We start from the raw sequence: 14,055 nt of genomic DNA, 5'->3' as shown, positions 1-14,055 counted from the left end.
GCTGACAAGGAAAACCCATGATAGAAATCGACAGTATCCATCCCCTGGTCAACGGGCTGACCTATGCGCATGATGGCCTGTACTGCCAGCAGCTGGCCCGGGCGCACGCTTGCAATGCCTTCGGCCCGCTGCATTTCGACATTTTGATGGCGATGTATTACGCCGGCTTGCACTACCCGCTGGCGCGGCCGGATTTGCGGCCCTCGGCGATCGCCTACCTGGATATTTTCGAAGAACAGGTGCTGGAGCGCTGGCTGGGCTTGCGCCTGAGCGCGCAGCCGGCGCAGGAAGACTTGCTGGCGCAAATGGCATCCCATGTGCGGCAAGGCCATCCCGTGCTGGTGCCGGCCATGAAGAACTTCTTTGTGTCGCACGCCATCAATGGCTTGCATGGCTTGGACCTGTTGGTGGTGAAAGGCTGCCACGAAGCCAGCGGCAACCTGGTGCTGTTCGGGAATACCCAGTTGCTGCCGTTCGTAAAAAAAGTCAATTGCTTCGTCGGGAAAAATATCCGCCTGCGCCGCGACGGCGCACAGGAAGCGACGCCGATCCCCGCCTTGCTGTTCGATCCGGCCCATGCGCAGAGCGAAGCGCTGACCGATTTACTGGGCGATGTGCACTGCAATTATTACGAACACGCGCTGAGCGTCCAGTATTACCACCGTTTGCATGGTCCCGGCGGCGGCGGGCGACCGTCGGGCGATTTGCAAGTCATGTCGCGCATACCGGGAAGGCAAGCGGCGGCGCTGCCGGAAGTGGCGGCGGCGTTGCGCGCGCACCTGTTGCAGGCATTGGAGGCCATCGATGCGCTGATGGACGCCAAGCTGAGTGCCGTGCTGCATATCCATGCCAGCCTGACCGCCCAGCTAGGCGCCGACGAGGCGGCCGGCCTGGTGCTGGCCTACCTGAACAGCCAGTCCATCTTGTATGTCTGCGCGGCGGCGCTGGCGGCGCAGGTGCATGGGCATGAGGTGCCGCAACGTGCGCTGCAACTGCAGGCGCGCGCCTTGGCCGATGACTGGAAAGCGCTGGTGAATATCAAACTGCGCAGCGGCCCGGCGGCCGGCCAGGCCTTGCTGGCACCGATCCGCGCCGCCGAACTGGCCCTGTTGCGGGAGTTGCTGGCCCAGTTCGAATAAGTGCGGCGCCGGGCACCGCGCCGTCAGATGGCTTCCAGCAGCAGCACTTGGTCCATGCGCAGCGCGGCGCAGCCGGCGCGCACGGTCACGCGTTCGCCGGTATAGGCGTCGCGCAGCACCTGGCCGTCGGCAAAGATGGCGGCCACGTCGAGCGTGACGTCGCCGGGCTGGCCGATGGCCACCACCACCTGGTCGCCCGACTTGGCATGGTGGCGGTGGAATGCATAAGGTGTGCTGGACAGGCGGCGGTGCCGGCCAACCGCCAGCGCCACATGGCGGGCGCGGAAGGCGCCCAGCAATTGCCAATGGCGCAGCACCTGGCTATCCAGCGTATCCCAGTTCATGTCCGAGCGCGTCGCCTGCACCGGATCGCTGGGGCTGGCCATGCCGGCTGGGCGGGCGCTCTCGTCGCCGTAATAAATCTGCACGCCGCCCGGCGCCAGCAATAGCACGGTGCCGCCATCAATCAGTCGATCGCGCGAGAACAACTCGGTATCGTGGGAGGACAGGTAGGACAGCACATTGTGGCGCGCCGACGCCAACTGCTCGGCATAGGCCGCGTACAGCCGTTCGAGGCGGAACAGCGCCAGGCTGTCGCCGGCCAGCGTGTCGCTTTGCTCCAGCAGCGCCCGCGCCTCATGCTGGAAGTCGAAATTGATCAGGTTGTCGAAACCGTGTTCATAGTAGGCGCTTCGCTCGATGCCGTGTCCATACACTTCGCCGGTCATCCAAAACGGCACCGGCGCGACGCCGTGATCGGTTTGCCAGGCGGACAGCGCCTGCGTCGCCGCTTGTTTCAGCGCTTGCCAGGCCGGCAGTTCGACATGCTTGGCCGAGTCGCAGCGGAAGCCGTCCACGCCATAGCGGCGCACCCAATCGGCCAGCCAGCCGACCAGATAACCGCGCACCGTCTGGCCCGGCTGTTCGACGGCGCGCGTGCCGGCCTTGTGTTTGAGGAAGCGCGGCAGCGGTAGCGGCCGGGTTTCGGTGGTGCGGAATTTGGGCAGGTCGTACAGCAGCCGGGTCAAATCATCGTCGCCGCCCGGATCGTAGCCGGGTAGCTTGGCGCAGACCCAGTCGGGACTCCACCAGTCGGCCAGCGCGGGGCTGGCGGTGTCGAGGTAGTCGTCAAATTCGGCCGGCCCGGCCTGTTCCCAGCCGGCGCGCACCGCGCCTGGCAGGAATTGCTGGAAGGTGTTGAGGTCGGGGTAGCCGGCATGGCTCAATACCACGTCCAGAATCACCTTGATGCCGCGCGCGTGGGCTGCGTCTACCATGGCCTGGAACTCCTGCTCGGTGCCGAAGCTGGCGTCGGGCACCGTAAAATCGAGCGGCCAGTAGCCGTGATAGGCCTCGTGGCGGAATTCATCGTTGGTGCCCGGCACCCAGCCGTGGATCTGTTCATACGGTGCGCTGATCCACAGCGCGTTGACACCCAGGCGGCAAAACCAGCCTTCCTCCAGGCGCGCTCGCACGCCGGCGAAATCACCGCCGTGGAAAGTGCCGAAGGCGGCAGGGTCGCCCAGGCGGCCGTAACTGGGCGGCCGGCCCGGACGGCTGTTGTGGAAGCGGTCCGTGATGAGGCAGTAGACGATGGGATTGTCGGCGAAATCGTTGGCAGGCATGGTGTTCAGTCCCATTGCAGCAAGGTGTGCGGCGCGCTGGCGCTCGTGTTGAGGGCGGCCGCCAGGCGCGCCACGGTGGGCGCTTCGAATAGTGTGTGCAGGGTGGCAGTGCGGCCGCGCTGGCGGATCTTACCCAGCATTTGCATGGCCAGCAGTGAGTGTCCGCCCAAGGCGAAAAAATCGTCGTCGACGCCGATCCGGTCGCGGCCCAAGGTTTGCGCCCACAAGCCGGCCAGCCATGCTTCGTCGTCGTTGCGCGGCGCCGCGTAGGGCACGCCGTCGGCGGATGGCGCGGGCAGCGCCAAGCGGTCGATTTTTCCATTCGCTAGCAACGGCAGGCGTTGCAGGATGATGAAGTGGGCCGGCAGCATATGGCCCGGCAGGCGCTCAGCCAACTGCGCGCGCAGCCGCGCGGCGCCACCGCCGTTGCCGTCGCCACCGCCACCGCCACCGCCGTCATCGCCGCCATCACCGTCGCCGGCCATGGCGGCATAGGCGGTCAGCTGGACGCCGTGGCGCGCATCGGCATGGGCAAGCACCAGCGCCTGGCGCACGCCCGGCAGGGCGGACAGGGCGCTCTCGATCTCGCCCAGTTCGATGCGCACGCCGTTGACCTTGACCTGGCTGTCCTGGCGGCCGCAGAACTCGATGCTGCCGTCGGCGTGCTGGCGCGCCAGATCGCCGGTGCGGTACAGGCGTGCGCCGGCGCCGGCGAACGGCAAGTGGAAGGGGGCGGCGATGAAGCGCTCGGCGGTCAGTCCGGGGCGGTTCAGGTAGCCGCGCGCCAGATGTGCGCCGGCCACGTACAGCTCGCCTTGGGCGCCGGGTGGCACTGGGCGCAATTGCTCGTCGAGCAGGTACAGCGCCGTGTTGGCGACGGGGCGGCCCAGTGGCACGCTGGCCGCGCCCGGCTGGCAGGGATGGAAACTGACGTCGCCGGCCACTTCGGACGAACCGTACAAATTCAGCAGGGTGACGCCGGGCAGGCGCCGCAGCGCCTGCTGCGCCAGCGGCGGCGGCAGCGCCTCGCCGCTGCTGACGATTAGCTTCAGGCTGTGGCTCAGCGGCGCCGGAGCGCTGTCGAGCATTGCGCGCAGCAGCGACGGCACCAGCACCAGCCGTTCGATGCGTTCTGTTTGCAGCGCCTCCCACAGCGCGTCGGTGTCTTGGGTCTGGTGCGCCGCCAGGATGGACAGCGTGCCGCCGGCCAGCAAGGGTGTCAGCACTTCGGTGAGCGAATCGATAAAGCCGATCGAGGTTTTTTGCGCGCAGCGCTCGCCGACCTGGCATGGAAAGCGCCCGTGCATCCAGTCCAGCCGGTTTGCCAGCGCCTTCATCGTGCCGGCCACGCCCTTGGGCCGGCCGGTCGAGCCCGAGGTGTAGACCAGGTAGGCCAGCCGGTCCGGCGCCGTGAGCGCGGCGGTTTTCTGCGGCTCGGGAGTGAGCGCGAGCGCCGGCAGGGGCCAGGCTTGTTCCAGATCGCGCCAGCCGGCGCTGGTGGCGCCCTGCCGCGCCAGGACGCCACTCTCACTCAGCACCAGGACTGGGGCGGCATCGTCCAGCATCAGGCGCAGGCGCTGCGGCGGGTAGGACGGGTCGAGCGGGAAATACACGCCGCCCACCGCGAGGATGGCAAGCAGGGCGATCGGCAGCCACGGTCCGCGTTCGAGGCACACGCCGACGATCGATTCGGCCGCCACGCCGGCTTGGCGCAGCCGCTGCGCCAGCAGGCTGGCACGCTGTTCCAGTTCGGCGTAACTGATGCTCGTTCCGGCCCAGCGAAGCGCGGCGGCGTGCGGCGTGCGGCGCGCTTGCCGGGCGAACGCGGCATGGACATCGGCCACCGGCATGACGGCCGCCGTCGCGTTCCAGGCGGCCAGCTGGCACTGCTGTTGCGCATCCAGCAGCCAGTGTTCGTGCACATTGCGGCCAGGCGTTTGGCACAGCGCGGCCAGCAGTACTTGCAGCTGCGTGGCTAGGCGCGCCACGGTGTCGGCGCTGAAGCGGGCGCTGTCATATTCGAAGCAGGCGTACAGGCAGCTGGCGCCGGGCACCATGCGCAGCGCCAGTTGGGCGCCGGAGGCGGTGTCGGGCGAGGTGGCGGGCGAGGGCGGTGCGGCGTCCGCGCCAGCGACATCGGGTAGCAAACCTGGCAGGTCCAGCAGCATGGCGGCGACCCCATTGGCCGCCCCATTGGCCGCCCCATTGGCCGCGCCATCGGCCGCGACGGCGCCCAATGGCCGCCGCAGCAGCGCGTGGCAGTCGTCGCTGCGCTCCAGCGTGGCGCTGCGCCAGGCCAGCGCCACCGGCGCGCGCGCGCCATGGGGCCAGTCGGCGTCTGCCGCGCCATACACCGGCATGGCCAGCACGATGGTGCGGGCGCTGTCGTAATGGGACAGCAACAGCCGGCAGGCCGCCAGCAGCGGCAGTGCGTCGCCAGCGCCGAGTCCGCGCAAGGCGGCGCTCAGATCGGCGCCGATGGTGAAGCCATGATGGGCCGGCGCGGCCGGCGCGCCGGGCGGATGGTCGAACGGCAGGGTGGGGTGGACTGGCGTCGCGGCGTCTGCGGCCGGCGTCGCGGGCGGCGCGCGGTGCGCCGCCGCGGGGCAGGCCAGGATGTCTTCGATCTGCGCGCCGGCCTGTTCTAGCCGGCGGCGCAGGGCCATATCGGCGATGACAGCAAAATTGGCGCCATCTGTGCGGGGCCGCCAGCCGGCTCGTCGTGCGCATTGCAGCAAGTGAGGAAGGTTCATCGGGATCCTGTGGCAGGGTTCAGTCCAGCGCGGCAATCAGCGCGCCGATCGCTTCTTCTTCGATCGCTTCGATGCGTCCGACATTTTTTTCCAGCGCGGCGCGCTTGACCTGCGCGCCGCTCCAGCAGGCTTCCAGCAAGTGATTGCGCAGCTGATGGAAATGGCCGACCAGCTGCAGCAGAAGCGCTGCCGTGCCAGCGGCGGGCTGGCGTTCTCGCCCGTCGCAGAGGAACTCATGCAGCGCCAGCAGGCGGCGCTTGTGTTCGTGAAACACGCACCACGGGCGGATATCGATGGCCGCGCCATTCTTGCGCTCCACCATGGCCACCGCCTCGGCATAGGTGGCGCGACCGAAGACGCTACCGGGCGGGTCGTAACTGAGGAAGCTGTTGCGCGCGGCCAGGAAGTCTTGCAGGCAGGTCCTTACCAGCGCCGGATTGAACGGCTGGGTGTTCAGGTAGTCGCCGGTCGGCGCCAGGCTCAGGATCGACAGCCCCATGCGCTGGTTCCACGCCTGGCGCATTTCGTCGTAGCCGATGGCATATTCGGTGTAGGCCATGGCGCGGTTAAAACCCAGCGCATGGAACACCCGGGACTCCGCCGAATAGCCGAACAGCAGATTCGGATGGGGATAGTACTGGCTCTGGTAAGCGTTTTTTTCGCGCAGAAAAAATTCATCGAGGGTGGCCTCGATATAGGCGCCGTTGTCCAATATGGCGCAAGCCTGTTCGACGATGCCGCCGCCCAAGCGCTGCAGCAGGGGCGCCCCCAGGTAGGCATTGGAGACGAAGGGATAGCGTGGATACATGCCGTCCGGGCTGTGGAAATCGACCAGCTGTTCCGGCCCGACGCCGGGCGCGTTATTGTGGCGCGTATGCAACTGATAAAAATAATTGACCAGGTGGTCGCGGCAGCGCGGGTCGGTTTCCGCGACCGCCAGGTAATTCGCATGGTGCAGATACGAGATGACGCAGGGTTGCGCTACTGGCAGTCTCATTGGCCGGCCTTGTCGTTATGGTGGAACCGTGCGGCAGATTGGCACCGGCGCCGGGACCGGAAAATCGCGAGTGTACCTTGACTATTTATTTTGTCAATATTGCAAAAAAAAGCGATGGGGCGCCGTGTCATGCCTGGCGGAATCTGTTAGGCTAACCGGATTGAAAATTTCGCAACCTTGTGTATATTGGAACGCCCGATGAAGATTGCCTTGCGGTTTTTCACCCTCAGCGCGACCGCAGCCGCGGCCACGTCGGCGCAAGCGCAGGACATGGTCGGCCAACTGGCCCACGGCGGCGTGGGGATCATCGTCATCGGCGTGATGTCGTTGCTGACGCTGGCGGTGGCGATAGAGCGGCTGCTGCATTTGCGCAACAATCGCATCGCACCGGACGCCCTGCTGGAGGAGGCGCTGGCGCTGTGGCGGGCCGGGCAGTTCGAGGAATTGCAGGCGCGGGTGGCCGATGCCGACAGCACGCTGGCGCGCATGATCGTCTACCTGTTGGCGCGCCGTGGCGCGGCGCCGGCTGCGGCGGGCGAGGGCGCGGCCGCATTGGCATCACTGGAATTGCGCGCCCACCAGCACAAGGCTTACCTGCTGGGAGCGGTGGCCACCATCGCCCCCATTGTTGGCTTGCTGGGAACGGTGATCGGGATGATCGAGTCGTTCCACGTGATCGCATTCTCCGGCGCCATGGGCGATCCCGCGTTGCTGGCGGGCGGCATTTCCAAGGCGCTGATAAACACGGCGGCCGGGCTGGCGCTGGCGCTGCCGGCCCTATGTCTGCACCATTACTTCAAGAACCGCGTCGCCGCACTGGGACTGGCGCTGGAACAGGCCATCCAGCGCCTGCAGGCGGCGGCCGAGGCGTTTGAGCGCGGCGGCGCGCAAGGCATGGTGTTGCAGGCGGTGCCGCATGCGCATTGACCTGGGGGACGAAGAGCAGCCGGAAATCAGCCTGGTGGCGCTGATTGATTGCATTTTTTTCCTGCTGATGTTTTTCATGGTGGCCACCTCGTTCAAGCAACAGGAGATGCACCGCAAACAGAAGGAGCTGCCGATCGTCCTGCCTGCGGCCGACTTTTCGCTAGACGCCGGCGAGCAGTCCAGCGCGCCGCTGGTGTTGACGGTGGCGCGCGACGGTAAAGTCTATGTGGCGGCAACGCTGGTTTCGGCGCAGGCGCTGCATGAGCTGCTGCGGGCGGAAGCGGCGGCCCGCCCGACGCGCCGGGTGCGCATCGATGGCGACCGCCGCGCGTCCTACCAGCATGTGGTCCGGGTGGTGGAATTGTGTCAGTTCGAAGGCTTGGTCAACATCGCCTTGCGCACGCTCGATTCGCCATGAGCGATCTGGCCGGCGGCGCGGGCTGGCGCCGTTACCTGCCCTATTCACTGGCCGCCCATGCGCTGCTGGCGGCGGGCTTGTATTGGCATGGGCCGCTGCAGGACGGCCACAGCCGGCAAGCGGCCGAGCGGCAGCGTCTGCAAGCGACCGAGCAGCGCGCCGGCCAGCTGACGCTGCGGCGCCAGGTCGAATCGATGGCGGCGGTGTTGCGCAGCCTCGATGCCAACGCCGCCGTACCGCCCCCGGCGGCGCAGCCGCAAGATGCGCTGGCGCAGGCCCAGGCGCTGTTGCGGGCGATCGAACAGGCGGACCAGGCGGACCGCGCCCGGGAATTGGCGGGCCTGCTGGCGATCCCGCTGGCGCAAGCCTTAAGGCAGGTGCGGGAAACCGACCGCGCCGCGCCGGTGTCTGCGCCTCCGGCCGGCGTCGCCCAGACGGTGGCGCAGCTCGAACGACGCGCGCGGCAGTTGGCGGCGCGCCGCCAGCTGCAACTGGCGCAGCGCCGCGACGGTGTGCCGCTGCCCGGCGTGCCGGGGCGCGGCGCGGTTGGCGCCGGCGGCGCAGCCTTGTCCGAGGCGGCGCCCGCGCCGGCGCCGGGCGGGACCGCCGACGTGAGCGGCGCCAAATTCCGCGACGCGCGCCACTACGGCGTGTTGGCGCCCAGCTTCGATGTCGGCAGCGCCCGGCTGGGTTATGGCCGCAAGGCCGGCGCCGGGGCTGCCTATGCCGACCGCGTTTACCTCGACGCCTGGTATCTGATCGGCCCCTTCGCCGGTGCCGGTGCGGCCAGCATGGCGCGCGACTATCCGCCCGAGAGAGTGGTCGACCTGGACGGCGTCTACCGTGGCCAGGCCGGCCGCCTGCTGCAATGGCAATACGTCAGCGGACCCGCCTATCCGCGAGTGCCGCCGGACAGTTCGGAAAACGCCGTGTATTACGCCTACACCGAGGTGTACATGGAGCGCGAACGGGACTTGTGGTTAATGATAGGCGCGGACGATGATTCGATGCTGTGGCTGAACGACCGGCTGGTCTGGCAGAGCGGAAACGAGGACAAGCGCTGGTACCGCACGCCTTACCTGAACCTGAAGGACGATATCGCCGGGATGAACTTGAGTGAGGGCCGGCGCCGTGTGCATTTGCGGCAGGGCCGCAATACCGTGCTGTTAAAACTGTACAACAGCGTGGGCTTGACCTTTTATTCCGTGCTGCTGGCGGCGGACCGGCCCCCCGGCTGAGCTGGCGCGCGCGGTGTGGCGGCCATGCCGCAGCGCGATTTAGATTCTTGATACTGAAAATGGAGGCGATTTGAGCAGCCAAGTGGTGGAAGCGCCGTCGTCGTCGGCGTCTATGCGGGCGCGGCCGGCGGAGCGCGGTGTCGCGGCTGAAGCAAGTGTCTATCCGTTCCGGCCGGCCCTTGCGTTGATGGCCGTCGTCGCCATCGCGCTGATCCTGGCGCTGACCAATTGGCGCGCGGCGCCGGCCGGCGTGGACGCGCCGCCGGGCGTGTTTTCGGCCCAACGCGCCATGCGCACGTTGGCCGGCATAGCCCGCGTGCCGCACCCGTCCGGCAGCGGCGCCCATGCCGAGGTGCGCGCGCAACTGGTGCGCGAGTTGGCGGCGCAGGGCTGGTCGCCCCAGGTGCAAAGCAGTTTCAGTATCGGCACCGATCATTACACGGCCGGGATGGTGCACAACATCGTGGCGCGTCTGCCCGGCAGCAGGCCCGGCAAGGCGCTGCTGCTGGTGGCGCACTACGACACGGTGCCCGTGTCGCCCGGCGCGGCCGACGATGGCGCCGCCGTCGCCGCCATCATCGAAGGCTTGCGCGCACTGCGCGCCGGCGCCAGCGTGCGCAATGACATCATCGTGCTGTTCAGCGACGGCGAGGAAGTCAATTCCCTGGGCGCCGAAGCATTCGTGCAAGCCCACCCGTGGGCGCGCGACGTCGGCCTGGCGCTGAACTTCGAATACCGCGGCAATGGCGGTCCCATGCTGCTGTTCGAAACCAGCCCCGGCAATGCACAGCTGATCGGCGGCTTGCGCACGCTACAACGGGTCCATGCCAATTCCCTGATGTATGAGGTTTACCGCTTCCTCGGCAATCCCACCGACATGGGCGCCTTCCGCCGGGCCGGCATGGCCGGCCTGAATTTCGCGGCGATCGAAGGCGCCCACCGTTACCACAGCGAACAGGATACGCCGTCCGCGCTGGACCAGGCGGCCTTGCAGCAGCACGGCGACAGTCTGCTGGCGCTGGCGCGGCATTTCGGCGATGCCGACCTGAGCGCGCTGGCCGGCGGCGACAGCGTCTACTTCGATCTGGCCGGGCGCTGGCTGATGGCCTATCCGGCGGCGTGGGCCACGGCCATCACGGTACTGGTGCTGTGCGCGCTGGCCGGGGTGCTGGTGCTCGCCGTGCGCAAGGGCGAGGCGCGGCCGTGGCGCACGCTGCTGGCGGCGTTGGCCTGGCTGCCGCTGCTGGCCTTGTTGGCCGGCCTGGTGCATTTGGCCTGGTTGGCCGGCGGCCAGCTGCAAGCGGAGCGCGAACTGGCGCGATTTCTGAAGGACTCGTACTGGTATCTGGGCAGCGCCTGCCTGCTGGCGTGCGGCGGCGCCATGCTGATGCTGCGCTGGTTGGGACGTTGGCTGCGGGTGTTGGAACTGACACTGGGCGCCGCGTTGGTTTGGGGCGCGTTGCTGCTGGCGGCCACCGTGGCGGCGCCCGGCGCCACCTTTGTGCTGGCCTGGCCGCTGGCCGCGTTGCTGCTGTCGGTCGCGTGGTTGCTGTGCGGCGCGGTGCGGCCGGCGGCGCGCCCGGCGCTGCAATTTTTCGGACTGCTGCCGGCGCTTCTGCTGATGACGCCATTGATCGCCACGCTTCACGCGGCACTGCCGCCGGCCATGCTGGCGGTCTGCGTGCTGCCCATCGTGCTGACCATGGGCCTGTGCAGCGCGGCGTTGGCGGCTTGGCCACGCTGGTGCGGCGCGGCGCTGCTGGCGGCCGGCGTTCTGCTGTTGGGTGTGGCGGGCAGGGCCGGCGGCTTCGACGCCGCCAATCCGCGACCAGTGCACCTCGATTATGTGCAGCAGGACGGCGAGCCTGGTCCGGTCTGGACCTCGGAAGACGCGGAAATGCATCCTTGGGCCGCCGCCATCCTCGGTGCCGGCGCGCGCCAGCATGTGCTGCCCGACCTGTACCCCGGCTACGATGTGAAACAGTGGGCCGGCAAGGGCGAAGATTTGCGGCTGCCGCAGCCAGTCATCGAAATCGACAGCGTGAGCGCCGCCGGCGAGGGCCGGCGCATCGTGCTTCGAGTCCATTCGCAGCGCAATGCGCCGCACCTGGCGGTGGAGCTGGAGGGCGACGGGGTGCTGCAGGCCAGTGTCAATGGGCGCGTGTACAGCAGCGATGCGCGCGACAACTGGCGTCTGGACGCCTACGGCATGGGCGCGCAGCCGCTGCGGGTGGAACTGCTGACGCGGCGCGCGCATCCGGTCAGCGTCCATGTCACCGATACCACCTACGGCTTGCCGCCCGGCGTGGCCGCCACGCGGCCCGTTGGCGTCATGAGCCGCCCCGGCGGCTGGAGCGACCGCATGATGGCGGTGCGGGTGCGCAGCATCGATTGATGCTTACCGCCCTAGCCGGGCGGGCAGGCAGGTACTTTTTTCCGCCGCCCGCGATAGGCGTGGCGCCTCAGGTTTTTTCGCGTCGCTGGCTAGCAGCCAGAAATACAGGAGCAGATATGTCGCAAATTGAACATCAAACCGAGGTCGAAGCATTGTACGAAGTGCTGATCAATGACGAAGAGCAGTACTCGTTGTGGCCGGCGGAAAAGGCGGTGCCGGCAGGCTGGCGCCTGGCCGGCAAGCGCGGCCCGAAAGAGGCGTGCATGGCGTATGTGGACGAAGTCTGGACCGACATGCGGCCACTGTCGCTGCGCCAAGCCATGGGCGCTTGAACCCGGCGGCCGGATGGTTGGCCGGAGCGGATCCCGGTCAGCTCCGGTGGCCGGGACGCGCTTGCATCACAATTGCAGCTCCAGCGTCAGCCGCAATATGGCGCTGAATGGGTAGACGGCGGTATTGCGCAAGCTGCCGCCGGAGTCCGTGTAGCGTGTCACTTCGGTGGCCGGCTCGGCCAGCAGGTTGACCGCCGTCACCCGCAACTGGGCGCGCGGCGCCAGCTTCCACAGGGCATACATGTCCAGCTCGCGCTTGACGGAGGAATAGCTGCTGGTGCTGGCGGAAAGGCGCTGCGGGCCGCCGCTGCGGTAAGTGAAGTTGGCGCCGCCGCTGACGCTTGCATTGAAGCGGTAATCGAGACCGGCATTGGCGGTCAGCGGGGTCTGGCTGGCCAGGCGGTTGTCCGGCCCCGGCACATTGCTGACGCTGGACCAGTTGCGCGTCAGATTGAAGCGCATATCGACCTTGTCCACCGTCGGCAGCAGGCTGCGCAGCGGGAATTTGGCGTCGAATTCGATTCCCCGCGACTGCGCACGACCATCGTTGACGGGCAGGGCAAGCCAGCGTCCCTGCACCTGCTTGGTGTCGTCGTGGATGTAATTGCTGATCCGGCGCGCGTACACGGCAACACTCATCTGGGCGCCGTCGCTGCCGTAGCGTTCCAGCGCGGCGTCGATGCCCCATGCCAGCTCCGGTTGCAGCGCCGGATTGCCGGTGCGGTCGGGCGCCACTTGGCTATTGTTGAGCGAGCGCGTCACACGCGGCATCAGGCGTTCCAGGTCTTCGCCACGGTATGTTCGGCTCAGCGCCAGGCGGAGCTGATCCTGCTTGCTGTCGGGCAGTTTCCACAAGCTCTGGATGATCGGACTCAGCACATTGGTGGCGTTGCCGATGGCGCCGAAGTCGCTGCCGGCGCTGCGGCTGCGCCGCGATTCCCAGCGCAGGCCCAGGTAAGTCGACCAGCGCGGCGTGATGCTCCATTCGTCTTGCGCGTAGACGGCCAGCCGGCGCAGCGTGGCGTCGTAACGGCGCTGCTCCGGCGTCGGCGCGGCGCCCGGGTCCAGCGTTTCCAGGCTATCGCGCGCCACCTCGCTGGACTGCTGCGCCACGTCCCAGCCGGCGCTGAACTGGTGCCCGCTCTCATAGGTCTCGCTGTATTTGCCGGTCGACGTGGCGCCGCGCCCGTCGTTGGCATTGCGCACGTCGCGGTCCAGCCTCGGCTGCCGCGCCTGGCCATAGCCGGCATCGTGCTCGCGGCTGCGTTGGCGGCCGGCGTCCAGGCCGAACTTGGCTTCCAGCTTTTGGCCTTGCTCCAACGTGCGGTTCCAGGTCAAGTCGGTGCGCAGCTGGCTGCGCTGATCTTCCGGCCGGCTGCGGTCGAAGGGATAGGCGGGCAGGGCCTCGGCCGGGGTGGCGCTCCACGTGCCCTCGGACTGGCTATGCGAACGCTGCGAGCGGACGAACGATTGCCAGCTCAGCGTGTCGCCGTTGCGCAGCGTCCAGTTGATGCGCGGCGTCAGCGACAGTGAGCGGAAGCTGCCATTGTTTTGGCGCGCGACCTTGCGCTGCAACACCTGGCGGCCGGCGCCATCCCAGCCATCCTCAAGCTGTTCGTAAGCCTGTTCGAAGCGGCCATTGCGCACTTCCGCACCGACGGTGTACGACATGCGCTCGGCCTTGTCGGACATTTGCAGCGTCGCGCCGGGCGAAAAGAATACGTTGGAATGCTCGGCGCGGAGTTTCAGCTCGCGTTGCGCACTCTGCACTTTGCGCTTGAGGATGATGTTGATGCTGCCGGCGATCGCTTGCGCACTCAAGTCGGCCGTGGCGGCGCGCTGGATTTCAATTTTTTCCACCAGTTCGGGCGCCAGCGAGTCGAGCGTGAAGTTGCCCGGCGCCGGCGTGCCGTTCAGCAGGATCTGGGTATAGCCGGCGCCCAGGCCGCGCATGCGGATTTCACCGCCACGGCCGGCCGCGCCACCGCTGATCGAGATGCCCGGCTGGCGCTTCAGCACGTCGGCCAGGGTGCCGTCGCCGTATTTGCGGATTTCCTCTTGGGTGACCACGATGCGGGTCGAGGTGTCCTCGCGCCGCGCGTCGTACTGCGTGGCGGAACCGCGCACTTCGATCTGGATCGGCGTCTCGCTCTCGGCGGCATGGACATGCAAGGCGGACTGTAGGCAGAGAGCCAGCCCGGTCAGGGTGAAGCTTGAAAACGGCGGGTAGC

10 protein-coding genes are annotated in these 14,055 nt (G+C 67.6%); 6 read left to right on the top strand and 4 right to left on the bottom strand.

The window, feature by feature from the left end; all coding sequences use genetic code 11:
• The first annotated feature begins 17 nt into the window (after positions 1 to 17).
• Positions 18 to 1,139, top strand: a complete 1,122-nt coding sequence (locus H7U20_RS20520; protein ID WP_199760989.1) for a hypothetical protein — start codon at positions 18 to 20, stop codon at positions 1,137 to 1,139.
• A gap of 23 nt (positions 1,140 to 1,162) precedes the next feature.
• Here the strand turns inward: H7U20_RS20520 and H7U20_RS20515 are convergent, their stop codons facing one another.
• The 3 genes from H7U20_RS20515 to H7U20_RS20505 form a co-directional block, all read right to left on the bottom strand.
• Positions 1,163 to 2,764: an alpha-amylase family glycosyl hydrolase gene (locus H7U20_RS20515; protein ID WP_199760988.1), complete on the bottom strand. Its 1,602-nt coding sequence runs from the start codon at positions 2,762 to 2,764 to the stop codon at positions 1,163 to 1,165.
• A 5-nt stretch (positions 2,765 to 2,769) separates the two neighbouring features.
• The gene (locus tag H7U20_RS20510) at positions 2,770 to 5,430 is read right to left on the bottom strand and encodes a non-ribosomal peptide synthetase (protein WP_199760987.1); all 2,661 of its coding nucleotides are present in this window, start codon (positions 5,428 to 5,430) and stop codon (positions 2,770 to 2,772) included.
• Between the two features lie 106 nt (positions 5,431 to 5,536).
• Positions 5,537 to 6,514: a hypothetical protein gene (locus H7U20_RS20505; RefSeq protein WP_199760986.1), complete on the bottom strand. Its 978-nt coding sequence runs from the start codon at positions 6,512 to 6,514 to the stop codon at positions 5,537 to 5,539.
• Positions 6,515 to 6,712: 198 nt separating this feature from the next.
• On the opposite strand from H7U20_RS20505, the gene H7U20_RS20500 reads away from it, so the two are divergent.
• The 5 genes from H7U20_RS20500 (at position 6,713) to H7U20_RS20480 (ending at position 11,824) form a co-directional block, all read left to right on the top strand.
• Positions 6,713 to 7,441, top strand: coding sequence for a MotA/TolQ/ExbB proton channel family protein (locus H7U20_RS20500; protein WP_199760985.1), 729 nt, complete (start codon positions 6,713 to 6,715; stop codon positions 7,439 to 7,441).
• Complete coding sequence (locus H7U20_RS20495) at positions 7,431 to 7,859, top strand: ExbD/TolR family protein (protein WP_199760984.1); 429 nt, start codon at positions 7,431 to 7,433, stop codon at positions 7,857 to 7,859. Before H7U20_RS20500 ends, H7U20_RS20495 begins: the two co-directional genes overlap by 11 nt.
• Entirely contained in the window at positions 7,856 to 9,097 is a 1,242-nt protein-coding gene (locus tag H7U20_RS20490) for a hypothetical protein (protein WP_199760983.1), read from the top strand. The genes H7U20_RS20495 and H7U20_RS20490 overlap by 4 nt, the downstream gene beginning before the upstream one ends.
• A 187-nt stretch (positions 9,098 to 9,284) precedes the next feature.
• Positions 9,285 to 11,492, top strand: coding sequence for a M28 family peptidase (locus H7U20_RS20485; RefSeq protein WP_233410953.1), 2,208 nt, complete (start codon positions 9,285 to 9,287; stop codon positions 11,490 to 11,492).
• A 116-nt stretch (positions 11,493 to 11,608) separates the two neighbouring features.
• Positions 11,609 to 11,824, top strand: coding sequence for an MbtH family protein (locus H7U20_RS20480; RefSeq protein ID WP_199760981.1), 216 nt, complete (start codon positions 11,609 to 11,611; stop codon positions 11,822 to 11,824).
• 66 nt (positions 11,825 to 11,890) lie between these two features.
• Here H7U20_RS20480 and H7U20_RS20475 read toward each other — a convergent pair whose 3' ends face one another.
• Positions 11,891 to 13,996 (bottom strand): TonB-dependent receptor plug domain-containing protein, encoded by a 2,106-nt coding sequence (locus H7U20_RS20475; RefSeq protein ID WP_199760980.1) that lies wholly within the window; start codon positions 13,994 to 13,996, stop codon positions 11,891 to 11,893.
• Between the last annotated feature and the right edge of the window lie 59 nt (positions 13,997 to 14,055).

Origin of the sequence: Rugamonas violacea (genome assembly GCF_016461825.1) — a bacterium.
In the GTDB taxonomy this organism is placed as follows: Bacteria; Pseudomonadota; Gammaproteobacteria; order Burkholderiales; family Burkholderiaceae_D; genus Rugamonas.
The sequence above is the reverse complement of the archived record's forward strand: the minus strand, read 5'-3'. Positions and strand labels throughout refer to the sequence as shown.